The organism is Sphingomonas oleivorans (assembly GCF_003050615.1).
Taxonomy (GTDB): Bacteria; Pseudomonadota; Alphaproteobacteria; order Sphingomonadales; family Sphingomonadaceae; genus Sphingomonas_H; species Sphingomonas_H oleivorans.
The window spans coordinates 1-19307 of record NZ_NWBU01000006.1 but is presented as its reverse complement, the minus strand read 5'-3'; the positions used below and the strand labels follow the sequence as shown (position 1 = coordinate 19307).

At 64.7% G+C, this 19307-nt stretch carries 16 protein-coding genes; 14 read left to right on the top strand and 2 right to left on the bottom strand.

The window, feature by feature from the left end; genetic code table 11:
• Positions 1 to 32: 32 nt before the first annotated feature.
• From CLG96_RS07705 to CLG96_RS07675, 7 genes are all read left to right on the top strand, one after another.
• Positions 33 to 1091, top strand: coding sequence for a glycoside hydrolase family 5 protein (locus CLG96_RS07705; RefSeq protein ID WP_107967399.1), 1059 nt, complete (start codon positions 33 to 35; stop codon positions 1089 to 1091).
• Complete coding sequence (locus CLG96_RS07700) at positions 1088 to 2290, top strand: porin family protein (protein ID WP_165799590.1); 1203 nt, start codon at positions 1088 to 1090, stop codon at positions 2288 to 2290. Before CLG96_RS07705 ends, CLG96_RS07700 begins: the two co-directional genes overlap by 4 nt.
• Before the next feature lie 32 nt (positions 2291 to 2322).
• Positions 2323 to 3117 carry an SLBB domain-containing protein gene (locus tag CLG96_RS07695; protein ID WP_107967307.1) on the top strand — a complete coding sequence of 265 codons (795 nt, stop codon included), beginning with the start codon at positions 2323 to 2325 and terminating at the stop codon, positions 3115 to 3117.
• A gap of 208 nt (positions 3118 to 3325) precedes the next feature.
• Entirely contained in the window at positions 3326 to 4588 is a 1263-nt protein-coding gene (locus tag CLG96_RS07690; RefSeq protein WP_165799589.1) for an ATP-binding protein, read from the top strand.
• Complete coding sequence (locus CLG96_RS07685) at positions 4585 to 5958, top strand: GNVR domain-containing protein (protein ID WP_107967305.1); 1374 nt, start codon at positions 4585 to 4587, stop codon at positions 5956 to 5958. Before CLG96_RS07690 ends, CLG96_RS07685 begins: the two co-directional genes overlap by 4 nt.
• Positions 5955 to 6848, top strand: coding sequence for a P-loop NTPase family protein (locus CLG96_RS07680; RefSeq protein ID WP_133175376.1), 894 nt, complete (start codon positions 5955 to 5957; stop codon positions 6846 to 6848). The genes CLG96_RS07685 and CLG96_RS07680 overlap by 4 nt, the downstream gene beginning before the upstream one ends.
• A gap of 179 nt (positions 6849 to 7027) precedes the next feature.
• Positions 7028 to 8914 carry a WecB/TagA/CpsF family glycosyltransferase gene (locus CLG96_RS07675; RefSeq protein WP_107967303.1) on the top strand — a complete coding sequence of 629 codons (1887 nt, stop codon included), beginning with the start codon at positions 7028 to 7030 and terminating at the stop codon, positions 8912 to 8914.
• Between the two features lie 23 nt (positions 8915 to 8937).
• On the opposite strand, the gene CLG96_RS07670 is transcribed toward CLG96_RS07675, so the two are convergent.
• Complete coding sequence (locus CLG96_RS07670; protein WP_243395687.1) at positions 8938 to 10392, bottom strand: lipopolysaccharide biosynthesis protein; 1455 nt, start codon at positions 10390 to 10392, stop codon at positions 8938 to 8940.
• A 108-nt stretch (positions 10393 to 10500) separates the two neighbouring features.
• Here CLG96_RS07670 and CLG96_RS07665 point away from each other — a divergent pair, with 108 nt between their 5' ends.
• The gene (locus tag CLG96_RS07665) at positions 10501 to 11529 is read left to right on the top strand and encodes a glycosyltransferase family 2 protein (protein ID WP_165799588.1); all 1029 of its coding nucleotides are present in this window, start codon (positions 10501 to 10503) and stop codon (positions 11527 to 11529) included.
• Positions 11526 to 12563, top strand: a complete 1038-nt coding sequence (locus CLG96_RS07660) for a polysaccharide pyruvyl transferase family protein (RefSeq protein ID WP_107967302.1) — start codon at positions 11526 to 11528, stop codon at positions 12561 to 12563. The genes CLG96_RS07665 and CLG96_RS07660 overlap by 4 nt, the downstream gene beginning before the upstream one ends.
• A gap of 26 nt (positions 12564 to 12589) precedes the next feature.
• Here the strand turns inward: CLG96_RS07660 and CLG96_RS07655 are convergent, their stop codons facing one another.
• On the bottom strand, positions 12590 to 13546 hold the full coding sequence (locus CLG96_RS07655; protein WP_107967301.1) for a glycosyltransferase family 2 protein: 957 nt from the start codon (positions 13544 to 13546) through the stop codon (positions 12590 to 12592).
• A 157-nt stretch (positions 13547 to 13703) separates the two neighbouring features.
• On the opposite strand from CLG96_RS07655, the gene CLG96_RS07650 reads away from it, so the two are divergent.
• The 5 genes from CLG96_RS07650 to CLG96_RS18700 all read left to right on the top strand — a co-directional run bounded on the left by CLG96_RS07650 (position 13704) and on the right by CLG96_RS18700 (position 18753).
• Entirely contained in the window at positions 13704 to 14831 is a 1128-nt protein-coding gene (locus CLG96_RS07650; protein WP_107967300.1) for a glycosyltransferase, read from the top strand.
• Positions 14822 to 15985, top strand: a complete 1164-nt coding sequence (locus tag CLG96_RS07645; RefSeq protein WP_243395686.1) for a GumK N-terminal domain-containing glycosyltransferase — start codon at positions 14822 to 14824, stop codon at positions 15983 to 15985. Before CLG96_RS07650 ends, CLG96_RS07645 begins: the two co-directional genes overlap by 10 nt.
• Complete coding sequence (locus CLG96_RS07640) at positions 15978 to 17291, top strand: polysaccharide biosynthesis protein GumE (RefSeq protein ID WP_243395685.1); 1314 nt, start codon at positions 15978 to 15980, stop codon at positions 17289 to 17291. Before CLG96_RS07645 ends, CLG96_RS07640 begins: the two co-directional genes overlap by 8 nt.
• Positions 17288 to 18400, top strand: coding sequence for an acyltransferase family protein (locus CLG96_RS07635; protein ID WP_243395684.1), 1113 nt, complete (start codon positions 17288 to 17290; stop codon positions 18398 to 18400). Before CLG96_RS07640 ends, CLG96_RS07635 begins: the two co-directional genes overlap by 4 nt.
• 182 nt (positions 18401 to 18582) lie before the next feature.
• Positions 18583 to 18753 (top strand): hypothetical protein, encoded by a 171-nt coding sequence (locus CLG96_RS18700; RefSeq protein ID WP_165799587.1) that lies wholly within the window; start codon positions 18583 to 18585, stop codon positions 18751 to 18753.
• The last annotated feature ends 554 nt before the right edge of the window (positions 18754 to 19307 follow it).

Genomic DNA, 19307 nt, shown 5'->3' with positions numbered 1-19307 from the left:
TTCCCAGACTTTGCCAATTGGCGCCTTATGGCATGTTTTCAAGGGATGTCCTGACATCCGCGTCACGCAAGACCAATATTGCAGCAATTGGACTTGCCCTCATAGCTCCGACAACGGCGGCTTCGGCCTCCATAAGCCCGGAACATCCCGTCATTGCGGGAATAAATCTGGCGGGTGGTGAATTTAATTCTGCGCGCAAGCCGGGGATTTACGCGAAGGACTATATCTATCCGGACCGCAAGGTCGCGGCTCCCTTCCTGGCCGCGGGCATGCAGATCGTCCGCGTTCCGATCCTTTGGGAACGCATCCAGCCCGCGCCGTTCGCGCCCCTCGCCGACAGGGAAATGGCGCGGCTGGACCGGACGATAGGGGAGTTGAAGGATTTCCGGATCATCATCCTCGATATCCATAATTACGGCAGATATCGGGCCGCCCCGCTCGATCGCACGCCGCGCGGCGACGCGATGCTGGCGGACGTCTGGGCGAAGCTCGCCCAACGCTATCGCGGCCAGCCCCGGATCGCCTTCGGCCTGATGAACGAGCCCCATGCGATCGCCGCACGGCGCTGGCGCAAGATGGTTGACCGGAGCGTGTCCGCCATTCGCCGGAGCGGTGCGAGGAACCTCATCCTGGTGCCCGGCACCAATTGGACGGGCGCGGCAAGCTGGACGTCCGGCGGCGCGGGATCGAACGCGGCGGCCTTTGCCGGTTTCCGCGATCCGGGACATAATTTCCTCTTCGAAATGCATCAATATTTCGATGCCGGCGGCACCGGCACCGATCCGGATTGCGTCGACGGGCGGACGGCCGAGAAGCGGGTCGCCCCCGCCACCGCCTGGCTGCGCAAGACCGGCAATCGCGCCCTGCTGGGAGAATTCGGCGTCGGCCCGAACGATCAATGCCTGCGCATGCTGGCGCGCGTGCTCGACCATATCAGGGCCAGTCCCGACGCCTGGATGGGATGGGCCTATTGGGCGGGCGGGGCCTGGTGGGGCAAATATCCCAAGAGCGTCCAGCCGTCCGGTGGCCAGCCGAAGCCGCAGATGACGGTGCTGCAGCGCTATATCCCGAGCAGGAGCAGCGGCCATTGACCCCCGTTTCTCGCCGCCGGGCAGGCTTTGCCATCGCGTCCATGCTGCTGCTTTCCTGCGCATGGCCCGCAGCTGCACAGGAACAAGCGGAGCCGGACCGGCTGTCGGTGACGCCTGCGCTCCGCCTGCAATATGACAGCAATATGCTGCGATTGAACGAGCAGCGCCTGTCGGGCAGGCGTGACGACACGCGCATCACGCCCGGCATCAGCTTCCAGCTCCGCCGCCAGATCGGGCTCCACAGCCTGGCCATATCGGGCGATGCCGGCTACGACTTCCACCGGCGGTTCAAATTTCTGGACCGGGCGCGCGTGAACGGCGTCGCCAATGCCAATATTCTTCTCGGCGGCCGCTGCACTGCCGCCCCCCGCGCCAGGCTGGAGATCGCCCAGACCGAACTCTCCGAGCTCGGCGTGCCCGTCGGCAATATGCAGACCACGCAGGACTATCAGCTGACGCTCGCCTGCCCGCGCCCCTCGGGCTTCTATCCCAGCGTGACAGGCGGCCTTCTCCGGGCCAGCAACAGCGCGGATTCGCGAAGGCGCTACGATCTTCGCACGGAGACCATCCGCGGCGCGCTGGGCTATGCGAAGCCCAGCCTAGGCGATATCCAGCTATCGGCGAGCTATCAGCGCTTCGCCCGGCCAGGCCTGCTCGAGACAACGGGCATCGACGACGGCACCGACGTCTATCAATATGGCGTCGTCTTCAATCGCGCGGTCGCACCCCGGGTCAAATCCCGCATCGGGCTCAGCTATCTCAGCGTGAAGCCGCACCGGAAGGAGGTGGAGGACTTTTCCGGCCTGGGATGGGAAGGCGAGATCGCGGTGTCGCCCACGCCGCGCTTCACCACGACGGTGGGCGTCGAGCGCAGCGCGAGAAGCCAAAGCAATTTCGGCGCATCCTATATCGTGCAGACGGATTACCGCCTCTCCACCAAGATGCAGCTTTCCGCCCGCAGCGCACTGACCCTCGCCGCGTCGCGCTCGGGCCGCCGCTTCCGCGGCGAGAATAATATGCTGCTGCCGATCCCGAGGCTGAAGGATCGCACGACCACTTTCTCCGCAGGCTATCAGTTCACGCTGCGCGACGCGCTGCGCATCGGCCTCAATGCCAGCCATGAGAAGCGCAGCGCCGACAATGATTTCTACGCTTATTCGGCGACCACCGTGACGCTGTCGGCGGGGACACGCTTTTGACGCACGCCTTTGACGTACAAGGAGAATGAAGGATGAAGGCTCTCATGCGGCTTGCGGCGGCGCTGGCGATGCCCGGCCTGATGGTGCAATCGGCCATGGCCGCTACGCAAGCGCCCGCATCGGCGGGACCCGTCGGCTACATGCTCGGCATCAATGACGAGATCCAGGTCTCCCTATTCGGACGGCAACCGCTCGACGTGAAGACCCGGATCAAGGAGGATGGCACCGTCATCCTTCCCTATATCGGCGCGATCAAGGCGATCGATCAGACTCCCAGCCAATTGGCGAGCGCGATCGGCCAGAAGCTGGAAGCGGGCGGCTATCTGGTCAATCCCGTGGTGAATGTCGAAGTCACCAGCTTCATCAGCAATGCCGTGACGATCTTCGGCAATCTGCAGAGCCCCGGCGTCTACCCCCTCGATCGGCCGCAAAATGTGGCGATGATGGTTGCGCGTGCCGGCGGCGTGCGCGCCGACGGGGCGGACTATGTCCTCCTCCGCCGTCAGGGCGAGGCGGAACGGACCATTCCCCTGGCCGATCTGTCGGGCGACGGCGGCAGCGGCCTGGCCCTCCGGCCGGGCGATACGCTGTTCGTTCCGCCCGCCAGGCAGTTCTTCGTCTATGGCCAGGTGAAATCGCCGGGCAATTTCGCGATCCGATCGAAGATGACGCTCCGCCAGGCGCTGGCGCAGGCCGGCGGCCCGACTCTGGGCGGAACCGAACATAAGGTAACGCTCTATCGAGAAGGAAAGAAGATCAAGCGGGTGGATCTGGAAAGCGAAGTACAGGCAAACGACGTGCTGCGCGTCAATGAGAAGTTATTTTGATCGCGCCTTGGCACCACTCCGCCGCCAAATGCTTGTGCATTTCGGCATAACAGTCGGAAACTACGTACATATGTTTTCCGAGGAGCGATCATTGGCGCGGATTCCGGAAATATTTGGACAAATGTTTCGATGGCTGGAAGGCGACCGGCCCGATCCGGTTCGCATTCCGCAATGGCACGGAGAGTCTTCGGTTCGCGAGAGCCCCGCCATGCCGCCCGTTTCTGCCGCGGGGCAAAATGGAACCGCCATTCCCCCTCCCCTGCCCAAGCCCGGCACGGCCGCAGATCCGCGCCGGAGCGCCGTGCTCAGCGCGTTCAACGCAACGCGGCCGGTCGATCGGCGCAAGGATCTCCATGGCCGCGACGACAAGCTCGAGCTGCTGTTCGATGCCGTCCTCGATCGCGATCATCATGCCGTGATCCACGGTGCGCGTGGATCCGGCAAGACGTCGCTGGTGCGGGTCTTTTCGGACTATGCGGACCAGTGCGGCGCCGTGATGGTCTATATGGCCTGCGAAGAGCGATCGAGCTTTGCCGAGCTTCTCAGGCCCTATCTCAAATTCATCCCGCCGAGCTGCGTGCCGATGGGCGAGGAACAGGCGTTTCAAGACGAGGTCGCCGCGCTCGAGGAGGATTTCGGCCCCCGCGCCCTGGTTCAGCTGCTCTCGCGCCTGCACGATTGCCAGCTGATCCTCATCCTCGACGAGTTCGATCGCGTCACCAACAGGGCCGTGCAGTCCGAGGTCGCGACCTTCATGAAGCTGCTGTCGGACGCGCTGGTTCCGGTTCAGCTCGCCATCGTCGGCATCGCCCGCAGCGTGACGGACGTCATAAGCTGCCATCCCTCGCTACGGCGGCATCTTTCCGCCATCCCGATCGGGCGGATCGCTGCGGAGGATGTGCGGACGCTGATCGACCAGGGCGCACAGAGCTGCGGCCTTGCCTTCGATGAAGACAGCCGTAGCCTGATTTCCAGCCTGTCCTGCGGATCGCCCTATCATATCCGCCTGTTCTGCAACTATGCCGGCCTGAAAGCGGTCAAAAGCGATGCCCAAGGCGTCGACGCGACGATAGCGATCGCGGGCATATTGGACGCGACCGACAATTGGGCGCGGCTGAATGAAGAGGATCACAGCCTCTTCATTCGGCTCGTCCGCGCGGACCAGCCCGTCCGCGATGCGCTTGCCGCCGTGGCGCGCATGGCGGCGCAGGAGGATGCCATCGACATCGCTCGGCTCGAACGGCAGGCTGGCGAGGCTGCCGGCGATGCGCTTCATCTGCTCGCCGATGCCCTGATGCCCGATGGAGGCGAGGAAGGACGGCTGACGTTCAAGGACAGCATCGCGCCTCAATTCCTGCTGGTGCTGCTGGCGGAAGCGGATGCCGCGCTGCAATCCCGCCCCGAAGCGACGCGCCCGCTTGCCCTGTCGCGACCGCATCAAGGGCCCCGGATGGGAGGCGCCGTCGCATGATCATATCGGATATGCTGCGCGCCTTGCGCGTCCGATGGAAATTGCAGTTCGCCATCCTCCTGATGGTCCTCGGCCTGACGATCGTCTGGATCGCGATGACGCCGCGCAGCTATGTGGCGACGGCATCCCTGCTGTTCGACGATCGCGCGCCCAATCCGGTCGAGGCGCCGGCGGCGACGACGGCCACGGCGGCCACGGCGCTCGGCACGGAGGCGGACATCATCCGCAGCGAAGCGCTGGCGGGCGAAGTCGCTGCCGAACAGAAGCTCGCCCAAAAGCCGGGTGTCGTCGCCAACTGGCGTTCCGCAACCGGCGGCACGGGCACCGTGGAGGGCTGGCTGGGGCGCGGATTGCTCGGCAATCTGGAGGTGGTCGTCGATCGTGCGACCAACGTCGTCCAGGTCAATTACAAGTCGCAGGATCCGGAAGAAGCGGCCAGGCTCGCAAACTCCTTCGCCGCCAATTACGTCAATACGCGGCTCATGATGAGCACGGACCCGGCCAAAGCCTATACGAAATGGTTCGAGGAACGCACCCGGGAGGTACGGAACAAGCTGGAGGGCGCACAGCAGGCGCTTGCGGATTTCCAGCGTGAACGCGGCATAATTTCGACCGGATCGATCGACGCCGAAAGCACGCGGCTCGGCGAGCTCTCCTCGCAGCTTTCCGGCGCGGAGGCGATCTCGGCGGAGGCGCGGGCGCGCGCCTCCTCCAGCGCCGCGCAATCGACGGATGTTCAATCCAGCGGCGTCGTGCAGGGGCTGCGTTCCCAGATCGCCGCCAAGTCCGCCCAGCTCAGCCAGATGCGCACCGAATTCGGCCCCAACCATCCCGAAATGCAGGCCGCGACCGCGGAACTCGCCGAGCTGCGCTCGAAACTGGCCAGCGAAATCGGAACGACCTCGAACTCTCTGCACGTCGCGAGCACGGCCGCATCCTCGCGCGAGGCCCAGATCCGCAGCCTCCTGAACGCGCAGCGCGCACGCATGCTCGGCCTCGCCGCCGACCGCAGCAAGCTGGAGGTGCTGGAACGCGACGTCACATCGGCACGCGCCGCCTATGATTCCGTCACGGAAAGGCTCAGCACGATGCGGCTGCAGAGCTCGCTTCCGCGAACGAACGTCCGGCAGCTCGACAAGGCCGCCATACCGCTGATGCCCGCCAGCCCGAATATTCCGCTGCGGCTGTTCATGGCGATCGTGTTCGGCGTCATGCTCGCCATTTCAGCGGTGATATTGCTCGAATGGCTGCGGCCCCGCGTCCGCACCCGGAGCGGCGTCGAGCAGATCAGCGGCGTGCCCGTGCTCAGCCGGATCAGCTTCAGCCGTTCCGGAATCATGCCCTTGCTGGAAGGAGGGACGTCGCGATGAGATTGCGGTCCAGCGAAAGCGACGTCGCTACCGGCTTTGCCGCGGCGGAAATCCGCTATGGAACCGGGCGGCCGAAAATAGGCGCGATCCTTCTGGAAATGGGCGCGCTCAACGAAAGCCAGGTCGCAGCAGTGCTCGCCCGGCAGGCCCAGAGCAATGGCGAGCTGTTCGGCCAGGCTGCGATCAGCCTGGGCTTCACCAACCTCGAACGGGTGCGGCGCGCGCTGGAGCAGCAGCAGCGCTTCCAGGTCCTTCCCGCGGGCGATGGCAGCGTCGATCCGCTGGTGGTCGCCGCATTCAATCCGTCGGATCCGCTGTCGCGCGAAGCGCGGTCGCTGCGCGCGATGATCTCCGCAAGCCGCCGCGCGGACGGATCCCTGCCGAAGAGCATCGCGCTCGTCGGAGTGGATGCGGCGGCGGAGACGGCGATATTGAGCGCCAATCTCGGCGTGGCCTGTGCCCAGGCTGGATATCGCACCCTTCTGGTCGATACCAACATCGATCAGCCGGTGCAGCATAACCTCTTCCGCCTTTCCAACCGGAGCGGCGTTTCGTCCATGCTTTCGGTGGATGGCGATCATCGCGGCATGATCCAGCCCAGCGCCGTCCGCGGGCTCTCGCTCATCACGGCGGGGCCCGCCGTGCCCAACACGACCGAACTGTTCGACAGCAAGCGGCTTTTCGTTCGCTTGCGGCTGCTTTCGGAGGGGTTCGACGTCCTGCTGATCGATGCCAGTCAGAGCAATGGAAGCATGATCAGCTTCGATGGTGCCGATGCCGCCCTGATCGCCGTGCGTCAGGACCGCTCTTCCCTGGACGACATGAAGAAGCTCGCCTGCAGCATATCGTCCAGCGGAACGATAATTCTTGGATCGATAATCATAGACTAGACTCAAAAGACGACAATAAGTCGCCACAGGCCTCGCTTTGGCGGATATTTCGCCCCGATAAGATAATTACTAAATTTCCGCGCATCCTGTGCGCGATTTTAAAATTCCAAATCCAGGCACCCCTGCGACTCCATGCGGCAGGGCAAGTGCTGGTCATGGCTTAAGGAGGCAGCGCTCATATGCAGATCGCCCACATCTGTCGCCAATATGCGCCAGGCGTTGGCGGCCTGGAGAATTTCCTTGCCTCCCTCGCGCAGCAGCAGCGACGCGCGGGGCATGATGTCCGCGTCATCACGCTCAACCGCATCTTCAACGGTGACGGCAAACTTCTGTCGGAGCGAGAAAGGCTGGAGGGCGTGGACGTTGTCCGCATCCCCTTTTTCGGGTCGAAGCGCTATCCCGTCGCGCCATCGATCCTGCGGCATATCGCGCCCAGCGATGTCGTCCACGTCCATGGCGTCGACTTTTTCGTCGATTTCCTGTCGCTGACCCGGCTTCTTCATCGCAAGCCCCTGATCCTTTCGACGCATGGCGGCTTCTTCCACACCGGCTTCGCCCGCTCGCTGAAGAGCATCTATTTCCAGAGCGTCACGCGCATGTCGCTGAAGGGCTTCCGCGGCGTCATCGCCTCCAGCCTGCAGGACCGGGACATGTTCGAGCCGATCTGCAGCGGCAAGGTCGTGGCGATCGAAAATGGCGTGGACACGGAAAAATTCGCCGGGCTCGGCGCGCCGACCGGCCGGACGATGATCTATTTCGGCCGGATCGCGCCCAATAAGGAGATATTGACGCTCATCCGATGGTTCTCCCGCCTTCGCGAGAGGGAGCCTGGCTGGCGCCTCATCATCGCGGGCAAGCCGATGGGCCTCTCCTTCGGCGAGATAAGGCAGCTGGTGGAGCAGACCGGAACGGCCTCCGCCATCGAACTCCATGAGACACCCGACGACGCGCAGCTCGCGCGCCTCATCGCGCGCAGCAATGTCTATGCCTCGGCCTCCTCCTATGAAGGTTTCGGCCTGGCTGCGGTCGAGGCGGTCGCCGCGGGTCTCTATCCTGTGCTCAGCGACATACCGGCCTTCCGCCGTACGCAGGAAAGGCTGGGCTTCGGAACGCTCGCTGATTTTCGCGATCCCGATCGAAGCCTCCCGCCCTTCCTGCGCGAATTGCGGCAGTTCCAGGATGAAGGGCGAACGCGGATCGATCCCGCGGCGGTCGTGCGGCCATTCGCCTGGAGCGCCGCCGCAAGCAATATCGAGAAAATATATCGTCGGACGCTGGGCACGGATGTACGGCGGATCGGGCCGGTGGAGGTCGAGGTCCACAGCCAGGACAGCGCCCTGTCGCGTATCAGGCGGGGCCTCGATCGGCGCGAACCGCTGATGGTCGCCTTCTGCAATGCGCATACGGTGAACAGCGCGCGCGCCGATAGGCGCCTGGTCGATGCGCTGCGCAGGGCCATGGTGCTGAACGACGGCTTCGGCCTCGATATTGCGAGCGCCTGGCTCTACGGCCGCAAGTTCCCGGCCAATCTCAACGGCACGGATCTGATCCCCGCGCTCTTCGAGAAGGTGGAAGGCACGCTGCGCGTCTTTCTGGTCGGCAGCCCCCCCGGAATCGCCGAGCGCGCGGCGGACGTGTTCGCGCGCTGCTATCCCAATGTGCGGATCGTCGGCACGCAGCATGGCTTCTTCGACACGCAGGAGGATGGCGCCGTCGCCCGGCGGATCCGCGCCGCCGCGCCCGATCTGGTGCTTGTCGGCATGGGCCATCCGCGCCAGGAGATCTGGGCCGCGAACCATCTCGAAACCATCGGCAGCGTCGTGATGTGCGTCGGCGCGCTGCTCGATTTCACGGCCGGAGCGGTAAAGCGCGCGCCGGAATGGATCCGCGCGATGCGCATGGAATGGGCCTATCGGCTGCTGCTGGAGCCGCGGCGCATGGCGCGGCGCTACCTGACCGGCAATCTCGCCTTCCTGCTCGCGGTGGCGCGTCAGGGAGTGGCCGGCATGGCCCTCGCCGAAAGCCTCGACGTGCGGGACGAGCGGAGCAGCCGGGGATCGGCATGAAAGGATCCCGACCGATCCTCAGGTCAGGCGGCCGGCTTCTCCCGCGAGAAGAGCATCACGCGCATGTCCGCCAGCCGCGATCGCCCGAACAGCAGCATCAGCATGGCATAGCTCGCCGCGCCCACGATGACGGTCGCGATCATCATCGGCAGCGGCGCGAGGCCGTCCAGCTGCTGGCGCACGAGCAGCGTGATGGCGGCCATGGCGAATGCGCCGCCCGCCGGGATGCCGACCGCCTTCAGATAATCGATCCAGCGGACCGGCGTCAGCTTCACCACCATCAGCACGGACAGCGGATAGAGCAGATAGGCGCGCAGCGTGAAGGCGATGGCGACGGCGATCACGCCATATTGCGCCGCCGTGAAGAAGGTCAGCACATTCACGATCGCATAGAGGAGCGTCAGCGCCGTCTGCCATTGCGGCTTGTCCATCGCGAGCGCGACGGCCTGGTTGAACAGGCCGAGCGCCTGGAGCGCGCCGAACAGGCTGAGCGCCTGCATGACGCCCACCGCCTGCCCCCAATTATCGCCGAAAAAGATGCGAATGAATTCGGGCGCCACCAAAGCAAGCCCGACAAAGGCCGGCAGCGTGACCACGGACGTAGCCGAAACGAGCCGCAAGAAGGCGCGGGCCATCCGTTCGGGATCTTTGCGCAACTGCGAGAAGATGGGCAGGGATATGCGCGAAAGAGCGTTGGACAACAGCATGTTGGACGCGAGCAACGTCCGCTTGCCGACGGTGTAGATGCCGGTCGCGGCCGGCCCCAGCACATAGCCGACGACGAGGACATCGGAACTCGTGTTGAAGAAATTCGTAATGCCGGTGAGGCTGAGATGTTTGCCATAACGCAGGATATACCGCGCCTTTTCCCGCGAGAATTGCCAGCTTGGCCGCCACGGGCTGGACAGCCACAGTATTGCCGTGCCGGCAAGCGCGGCCACGATATTCTGCGCCACCAGCGCCGTCACGCCATGGCCTCGTATGGCCATGACGATGCCGACGCCGCCGCCCGCGGCCGTTGCCACCGCCGAGCGCAGCGCAAGTGGCCGCATCTGGAAATTGCGGGTCAGCCAGGCCTGATGAACGATATTGAGGCTCGTCAGCAGGTTCGCCGCGGTGAGTGCGATCAGCACCCAGGACAGGCCCGGCATCGCATAGAGCTGCTCGATCCAGCGCGCGAGCAGCGAGACGAGCAGCACCATCGCCACGCCCGATGCGGCCGCCAGAACGAATCCCGTATCGTCGAGCTGCTGATCATTCTCCGAAGCCCGGACCAGCGGCGTGCTTATTCCCGCCAGCAACGTGCCCTGGAAGAGCTGTCCGACGAGCAGCGCCACCGCCACCAGCCCCAGAGCGCGCGCATCGAGATGATGCGCCAGGATCATGAACACGACGAACTGGAGAAGCTGCGTGCACCAGCTTTCGACCATCGACCAGATCAGGCCGGACTTTACGCGCGAACGAAAGCTTATTTGCACTGCAGCATCACTCCCTTGCCGCCTTTCCTAAAAGGCGAAAAATGTTCGCCGACAAGCGTTTCGCATCGCAGCATCTGCCCCGATCTGGTGAATGACGGAGGAAACAGGATGAATGCCGTTAGGATTGCCGTGATCATTCCTTATTTTCAGCGGGAAGCCGGCATCCTGTCGGGGTGCCTGGCCTCGATCGCCGGACAGAGGCTGCCCGACGCGACGGAACTCGACATGATCGTGATCGACGACGGTTCGCCCGTGCCGCCATCGGTGGATCTCGAGGAGATCATGATCGATCCGCCGCATTCGCTCAGGATCATCACCCAGCCTAATCGGGGTCCCGGCGCCGCCCGCAACACCGGGCTCGACAATGTTCCGCCCGATGCCGCCTTCGTCGCCTTCATCGATTCGGACGATCGCTGGGCGCCCGATCATCTCGCCACCGCATTGGCGATGCTGGGCGAGGATCGTGACTTCTATTTCTGCGATTCGGATATGCCCCCTTCCACGCTGTTCGCCGGCCTCGACACCTTCACGCGCATCGATGGCCCGTCCATCTTTGCGGCGCTGGACGGCAGGCCGGATGCCTTCATGTTCGATCCTGCGGAAGTCACGCATTGCATGGCGCGCGAATATCTCTGTCAGACCTCGACGATCGTATTCCGCTGGCCCTGCTTTCGCGATCTCCGCTTCGACACCCGGCTGAGATATGCCGGCGAGGATTGGCTGATGTGGGTCCGGATGGCGCAACGGTCGCGGCGGATCTGCTTTTCCACCGCGGTGAACGGACAGCGCGGCGAAGGCGTCAATCTCTATCGCGGCGCGCATGATCGCCTGTCCTCCAAAAATCTGCGCCGCCTCGCCTCGATGGTGAAGGCCAATGCGCTGATGGCGGCCGAGCCGGGCATCGATCGCCGCACGCGCGACATGTGCCAGGCACGGCAGAAAGCCGCACGCACCGAGATCGCCGGCATCATGATGCATCCGGCGGGCCTCAGATCCGCGCTCGATCCGGAAACGGCGCGCTCGCTCGCCCTGCTGGACGAGGGAATCTGGCTGCAACTGCCCTCGCGCTGGGCATCGCTCATCTCGGCAAAACTTTCGGCACGGCGAAATCGGGCGCGTCTGGGAGAAACGGCATGAAGCTTTTCTATTACAAGGCGGCCCAGGGCAATTTCGGCGACGATCTGAACGGCTGGCTGTGGCAGGCGCTACTGCCGGGACAATGGAACGAGCAGAGCGACATTCTCTTCAGCGGGATCGGCACGATCCTGGGCAATAGCATGCCGCCGGCGCGCCATATCATCGTCTTCACCAGCGGCATCGGCTATAGTCCCCGGCCGGCCGATTTCGATAGTCCGCGCTGGAACGTCATGGCGCTCCGCGGGCCGCTGACGGCGCTGGCGCTGGAGCAGCCGGAAAGTGCCGCGGTCGCCGATGGCGCGCTGCTCCTCTCCACCCTTCCCGAATTCGCGCCGCTGCCCGAGGCCAGGCGGCACGGCGTCGTCTTCGTCCCCCATTATGAGGCATTGCTGGACGGCGGCTGGGCGGAGGCCGCGTATCGCGCCGGCGTGGAGCTGCTCGACCCGCGCGGCGACAGCCGCGAGGTTATCGCGCGCCTGCGTTCCGCCCGGCTGGTCCTGGCGGATTCGATGCATGCCGCGATCATCGCCGATACGCTGCGCGTCCCCTGGATACCCTTGATGTCGTCCAGCCGCATCAACAGCTTCAAATGGCTGGACTGGTCCCTCTCGCTCGGCGTGCCCTATGAGCCGGTGGCGCTGCCCGCGCCGACCGTGCTCGGCGCCTATGCCAATGCGGTCCAGCCATTTTACGGACAGGGCTTCTCGGTGCGTCCTCCCACCCGCGAGGCCGCCGTCGCGCATTTCCGTCGCATGATGGCGCTTCAATCGCGGCGCTGGTGGCGGCATGCGCGCCCCCGGCTGAAGCATCTTCTGCACAAGCTGCCCGATCAAGCGATGCGCCTGTCGATCGTCCAGCGGCAGGTGCAGCGGCTCGATCAACGTAGGGTCGATCGCACGGCCGTCATGCTCCGGGCGCAGGCGTCCCGCACCGGCTATCTCAGCGACAATGCCATTCTCGGTGCCCGCATCGACGAACTGCGCGATCGGCTGTCACGGACGGCCGCCCTCGCGCAGACGATGCGGCCAGGGTGAATGCGCCGATGCCGGCAGCGCGCGCCCTACGCCTCCCGGGCCGGGACGAAGCGCCGATAGACGGCGCGCGCCAGCATCGGCGCCACCCGCCAGTCGCGCAATATCGCGCTCATTATGCCGAACAGGTTCCGGGCGCGAACCGCGGGATAGACCTTCACCCAGCTCTGGTGCCAGACGATGGCTTCCGCCCGCCGATGCAGCAGCGCAGCCAGCGCCGGATCGCGCATCACGGCGGGATGGTTCCCCAATGCGATCGTATAGGCGCGCATCGCATCGAAATTGGCGATGGTGCGCGACATGCGCGAGGATTCGGCGGAAACCGATCCGACGCGCTGGGTGAAAAGATAGTAGGAACTGCCCGTCAGCACGAAATTGGCACCGGCGAGCAGCGCTTCGGCATAGAGGATGAAATCCTCGCCATGGCGCAGCTTGTCCGGGTAGCGCAGGCCGTGCCGCTCCACGAAATCGCGCCGGAGCATCGCCTTCAGCTGGCCATAATCGAAGGGCGACTGGCCGGTGATGCAATTGGCCAGGAAATGGCGCGTGTCGACCGTCCGCACCTCTCCCGGCCGCGGACGGGAGAGCGCGTCGCCGACGATCTTGCCCGCGGCCCAGTCGTAGAGCGCGAGATTGTCGGCGACGATATCGGCATTCCGCTCGCGGCCCAGCGACATCAGCCGCTCGAGGCGATCGGGCACATAGGCATCGTCGGAATCCAATATTGCGATCCACTCACCGGAGGCGGCGGCGAAGCCGCGATTGCGGGTGATCGAAGGTCCGCTATTCGCTTCGTTGCGCAGCACGCGGATGCGTCGGTCGGCCGCCGCCAGGCGCTGCGCCAGGGCGACGGTCCCGTCGCTGGAGGCATCATCGACGATGATGATTTCGAAATCCTGGATGGTCTGCGCCTGGGCCGAAGCAACCGCCCGCTCGAGCGATTCTTCGGCATTGTAGGCGGGGATGACGATGGAGATTGCGACCATTGGTCCTCCGGGAAAAATACGGACCGCCGGGCGACCCGTAGACGGCTCGCCTGATCTCTTTTTTATGGCCCCCCACGCTGCGGTGCAACATCAAGGAAAGTGACGAGAAGGCGAAGTCAGTCATCTTGTTCGGAAACAGCGATGAGGAGAAAAAAAGATGAACATCCTTATCTATCGCCGTGGCTTCCTGCCCCAATCCGAAACTTTCATCGCCGATCATGTTCAGTATCTGCGACGTTATGATCCTTCAATTCTGACGGAACATCATATCCCAGGCGGAATTAATCTGCCAAACTACCCCTTGCATCGGCTTCACCGCCCCGGTGACGGGGCGATATCGCGGCTCGGCAGCAAGCTTTTCGGCCACAATCCGTCCGTTGCCGAGACGCTGCCGCAGGGTAGTTTCGCACTGCTCCATGCCCATTTCCTTTCCGACGGCGCGAATGTCGCCATGCTCGCGCGGCGGCATCGCCTGCCGCTCGTGGTCACCGCGCATGGATATGATGCGACGGTGCGGGGGCGCGAACATCTGCGCCGATGGGACGGCCGCCTCTATCTGCTGATGAAGCCGTTGCTCGCGCGTTGGGCGGCAGGCTTCATCTGCGTTTCCGACTATATTCGCGAACGCCTGATCGAAAACGGATTTCCGCAGTCGAAGCTCCGCGTGATCCGCCTCGGCATCGACACGCGCGCGATCGATCCGCCGCCGCCCTCCGCCGACCGGCGCGGCGTGCTTTCGGTCGGTCGGCTCGTCGAGAAAAAGGGCACGCGCTACCTTCTCGATGCCTGGGCCCGATTGCCGGAGCCGCTGCGGGGCGAACGGCTGACGATCCTCGGAGACGGCCCGCTGCGCGGCGAGCTCGAGGAGCAAGCGCGCCGGCTCGGCATCGACGCCACCTTCCTGGGCGCGCGGCCCCGCGCCGAAGTATTCCGCCAGATGCGCCAGCATCGCGTGCTCGCCATGCCGAGCGTTCGCGCAAAGTCCGGCGATGCGGAAGGGCTCGGCATCGTCCTGCTCGAAGCGCAGGCGCTGGGCATGGTGCCGGTGACGTTCGATGAAGGGCCGATGCACGAAGCGATCCTGCCCGGCATTTCGGGCCTGACCGCGCGCAGCCGCGACAGCGGCAGCCTCGCGCAGGCGATCGCCAGCCTGCTCTCCCAGCCTGACAGGGCCGAGGCCATGGCGGCCGCCGGCATCGCCCATGTCCGCGCCAAATTCGACATCCGCGCCCGAATGGATGCGCTGGAAGATTATTATGACGAGGTCGTGGCCCGATGCACGTGAACCATGTGAATCATGCCGCCCATCCGCACGGGATGTTCGCCCGGCCGGTCGGGAAGCCGGGCTCCGCCGCGCAGCGCATCCTCATCCTCTCGCGCCATGATTATCGGACGAAACGCCGCGCAAGCGTGCATTTCATCGCGGAAGCGCTCGCGGCGCAGGGGCATCATGTCGATTTCCTGTCGATCGGTTTCAGCCGGCTTTCGCGCAAGCGCGGCGACAGCCGGCTCTTCCTCGAGGATCGCGCCAATCGCTGGGAAACGGTCGATGGCGTCAACAGCTTCCTCTGGCGCAGTCCCTGGCATGCCGTGGACGTCGGGCCGCGCTTCATCCGCCAGCGGCTGGGCCCGGTCTATGATCTCTGGTCGCGGCTGAGCTGCCGCGCGCTGGACGATGCCGCGCGCCAGGCGAGCATCATCTTCGTGGAATCCGGCACGGCTCCCATGTTCCTGGCCCGCCTGCGCCGGATCGCGCCGCGCGCCCGCATAGTCTATCGGGCGGCGGATCTCCTGCCGACGGTAGGCGTCCATCCCCATGTCCAGAAAGTGCTCGAGCGCGACGCGGCGATGATCGACCTGATCGTCGCGGTGGCACGGCCGATGCTGCCGCATTTCGCGGCCTTCCACGATCGCGCCGTCTTCCTGTCCCATGGCGTGGACAGGCGCCGCCTCTCCGCTTCCTCGCCCAATCCCTATCGACGCTCGGGCAATGTCGTCACTGCGGGCTCGATGCTGTTCGACGCGCAGATCATCGCGACCGCCGCCGAACATTTCCCCCGGCTCGACTTCCACCTGATCGGCACGCCGGGCGGCACCTTTCCATCCAACGTCCACCTTCATGCGGAAATGCCGTTCGCGCAAACGCTTCCCTATCTCCAGCATGCCGATATCGGCGTCGCGCCCTATCGTCCCGGTCCCGGCACGGAATATCTGGTCGATTCGAGCCTGAAGCTGCTCCAGTTCGGCGCGCTGGGGCTTCCCGCCGTCTGCCCGGCCTTCGCGGCGGGCGATCATGCGCTGCGCTTCGGCTATGCGCCGGATGACCGGGACAGCATCATCGCCGCCTTCGAAGGCGCGCTCGCCGCAGATCCCCGCCCCCTGCCCGTCCCCGATTGGTCAGAGGTGGCGGAGCGGCTGGTGGAGATCGCCCTTGGCTGAGCGGGTCGCATCGCTCGCCGCCGGCGCCTGGCCGCGCACCACGCCCATTGCCGATCGGGTCTCGGCTACGCCCGGCAGCTCGTCGTTCGACCTCCGGCAGCTGCTCTTCGCCGCACTGCTGGGAATGACGGTGCTGTTCAATCCCCTGCTGGCGCTCGTCAACGCGCAGATATTCGCCGTTGCCGGCGGCATGGTCGTCGCCATCCAGGGGCTCATCGTGATCGCGGCTCTGGCACTGGGCGCGCTCCAGCGGGACGATCCACCCTATCGCTGGATCGCCCTCACCTGGGGCCTCACGATGCTGCTGGTCGCGATCTCCGCCGTCCGCGCGGAGCTGTCGCTCAAGAATTTCGGCGATATCCTCATCATTCCGGCCTTCATCTGCCTGGGCACAAGGCTGCGCGGATCGACGCTCGTCCGGCTCGTCATCGCGCTGCAATCGCTGCTTCTGCTCGTCGGCATCTGGGAACTCGCAAGCCCGGCCGGCTTCGGCGCGACGTTCAAGGTCATCAGCTATTATGTGAACACGCGCGGCTTCGATCAGGATGCGTTCTGGGCGGGCGGCGATCTGTTCCTCAGCTCGGAACGGCCGAAGGGGCGCATGCTGCTCGACGGCTTCGGCCTTCACCGCGGCTCCTCGCTCTTCCTGGAACCCGTCTCGCTCGGCAACTGGACGATCGTCATCGCGGTCTTCATCGCCGCCTTCTGGTCGCGCCTGTCGCATGCTGCGCGGATCTTCCTGATCCTGTCCAATGCCGCCCTGCTCGTCATCTGCGACGGCCGCCTCGCCCTGTCGGTGAATCTCGTCCTGCTCGCCTATCTGCCGCTGGCACGAAAGATTCCGGGCTGGGCGAGCGCATTCTACCTGCCGGGCCTGTTCCTGCTGCTGCTGATCGCCATGCAGTTCGGCTTTCTCCCGGCCGGTGGCGATACGATGCCGGGCCGGCTCCGGGTCGGGATGGATGCGCTCCTCACCATCGATCTCGCCAATCTGCTCGGCGTCGGCATCGTCGAAAACGCGTTCGCCGATGCGGGCTGGGCCTATTTCATACAGACCCAGTCACTGATCGCCGCGCTGGCCGTCTGGCTGATGCTCACGCTCACCAGCACCGGCGAGGAAGGAGGCGGGCGGATGGCGAAACATGGCATCGCGGTCTTCATCACGCTCTGCCTGCCGATCAGCTATTCGATCCTGTCGATCAAGACGGTCGCGGTGATGTGGGCCTTCTATGGCTATTTCTACGCCCGCGCGAACCGCATGGCCAAATCCTTCGAACCTGATCCGGCACGGGAGGCAACGATATGAGGGACGGTGGCGCGATCGATCGCGCGCATATCTTCGCACTGGATGGGCTGCGGGGCGTTGCGGCGCTGCTCGTCCTGAGCTCGCATTTCGGCGAATTCGGCATCCACGCCCTCACCCATCATCGCATCGGCGATTATGGGGTGATGATCTTCTTCGTGCTCAGCGGCTTTCTGATGGGGCATCTCTATCTCCATCGCGCCTTCGAGCGCGACGAGGTCGTCCGATATATCGCCGCGCGGGTGGCGCGGATCGCGCCGCTCTATCTGCTGGTCGCCCTGGCCTCTTTCCTGATCTGCCGGTTCGTCGATCCCGGCTTCGCCTATCCTGTCGGCTGGGGCGAGCTCATACGCCTGCTCAGCTTCACCAGCGTGCAGCCGATATTCTGGTCGACCGGCCCGGAATTCCAATTTTACTTCCTGTTCCTGCCGATCTGGCTCGCCTTCGCCGCGCGGTCCCGCTCCGCCAATATGCTGCCGCTGCTGCTCGTGGCCGGATGCTCGATGCTGATCTACATGTTGAGTCCCGCCACGCCGGGCTTCTCCGTTTTTTCGAAGATGCATATCTTCCTCACCGGAATCGGCGTCGCGCTGTTGCGCGCCCGGATCGGCTCCCGGCTGGGTGCGCCGGTCATAGCGCTCCTCCAGGCGGCGGCCCTGCTGTTCCTGATCGGCCTGGTGTCGCCGCCCCAATTCCTCTCGGACTTTCTCTATCCCGAACTGGTGAACGATCCCAAACATGTCCTTTATTATGGAGACCTGCGGAAGGTGCTTGCCTGCGGGCTGCTGATCCTGGCCTTCAGCTTCCGCAATCCGCTCGCAGGCTGGCTGCTCGAAAATCGGGCGATGCGACTGATCGGGGCGTACAGCTTCTCGATCTATCTGCTCCATATGCCGCTGCTCTACTGGATCGCCGGCACGGGCGCGGCGCAGGCCCTGCCCTATCCGCTGCTGGTCTCGCTCATCCTGCTGGCCGTCATCGCCGTCTCGGCGCTCTCCTTCCACCTGATCGAAAATCCGGCACGACGCCATGTCCGCCGCGGCCTGATCGCGCTCGCGGAGAAGATGGGACGGAAGAGGAGGCGACCCGGCACCCAGCCGGCATTCCGCTGACGGATTTCCGCAGGCCGGGGCGAAGCGACATCGGCTCCCCGATCCCCGGAAGCAGGCTTACCCACGGGATTACCGGCGATGGAGGATCTCTCCACCCTGACCTAATCCTATCGCCGCAAGCACGCGCACCAGCGAAACGGTCGAAAGCGATCAGGATGGACAGGCAAATCCCGAACGGTCGAGTGAAATTGACGCCGGATCTCCGCTGCGCGGCGATCGACGCGATCCATCGCTGGGAAGATTATGGCGAAAGCGCGGACATGCTGGCGGACCGGCTGTTCAACCTATTTTCCAATTCGATACTCGAACAGGCCCAGCGCCCACCCAAGCCGATACGCCGACGGCTGCTGTGACATTGCCCACGCCATAGCAGACGCCAGAACTATTCTTATATCGGCAGCCGGCAACAGGCAGCGCGCGGGAGAGCGGCGCGGGGCGCACGCATATCCCGGCTTCCGCTTCGCGCTTCGGTGCAAGCCCGGACATGTTGATGTCCGCCGCCCCCATCGGATCAGCGCGGCCCTGCGCGGCTCGACCTTGCCCGCGCCAGATGGCCGCCCCTGCCGAGCCGGGATCACCGCGCCGAAGCCGCCGATCCCGTCCTGCCGAACGCGTTGCAACAGCTTCACCGCGCAACGCGGGCCCACACCGAAACGCCGCGCCGCGTCTCGGCGCGAATATCCCGCCGACACAGCCGACAGAGGCCGCATGTCGGCGGGATCGAACATCTGAGCCTGACGCAAAACCCCTTGCTGGGAATTGAGGCCCGCTTACGGACATGCGCAGTTCCGACCCGCATCATTTGAGATATGAGCGATACGATCTTCTAGGGCCGATCGACATTCAGGATTCCCAAGCGGGCTAATCACTGATTCATAGGGCTCCGTGTTCATGCGGAGCAGGTGAT

Excerpts from the sequence above, each read along its gene's own strand:
- CLG96_RS07680 (WP_133175376.1), top strand. The coding sequence starts at position 5,955 with ATGAGATTGCGGTCCAGCGAAAGCGACGTCGCTACCGGCTTTGCCGCG.
- CLG96_RS07690 (WP_165799589.1), top strand. The coding sequence starts at position 3,326 with ATGCCGCCCGTTTCTGCCGCGGGGCAAAATGGAACCGCCATTCCCCCT.
- CLG96_RS07645 (WP_243395686.1), top strand. The coding sequence starts at position 14,822 with ATGCACGTGAACCATGTGAATCATGCCGCCCATCCGCACGGGATGTTC.
- CLG96_RS07685 (WP_107967305.1), top strand. The coding sequence starts at position 4,585 with ATGATCATATCGGATATGCTGCGCGCCTTGCGCGTCCGATGGAAATTG.
- CLG96_RS07650 (WP_107967300.1), top strand. The coding sequence starts at position 13,704 with ATGAACATCCTTATCTATCGCCGTGGCTTCCTGCCCCAATCCGAAACT.
- CLG96_RS07660 (WP_107967302.1), top strand. The coding sequence starts at position 11,526 with ATGAAGCTTTTCTATTACAAGGCGGCCCAGGGCAATTTCGGCGACGAT.
- CLG96_RS07655 (WP_107967301.1), bottom strand. The coding sequence starts at position 13,546 with ATGGTCGCAATCTCCATCGTCATCCCCGCCTACAATGCCGAAGAATCG.
- CLG96_RS07675 (WP_107967303.1), top strand. The coding sequence starts at position 7,028 with ATGCAGATCGCCCACATCTGTCGCCAATATGCGCCAGGCGTTGGCGGC.
- CLG96_RS07635 (WP_243395684.1), top strand. The coding sequence starts at position 17,288 with ATGAGGGACGGTGGCGCGATCGATCGCGCGCATATCTTCGCACTGGAT.
- CLG96_RS07695 (WP_107967307.1), top strand. The coding sequence starts at position 2,323 with ATGAAGGCTCTCATGCGGCTTGCGGCGGCGCTGGCGATGCCCGGCCTG.
- CLG96_RS07705 (WP_107967399.1), top strand. The coding sequence starts at position 33 with ATGTTTTCAAGGGATGTCCTGACATCCGCGTCACGCAAGACCAATATT.
- CLG96_RS07665 (WP_165799588.1), top strand. The coding sequence starts at position 10,501 with ATGAATGCCGTTAGGATTGCCGTGATCATTCCTTATTTTCAGCGGGAA.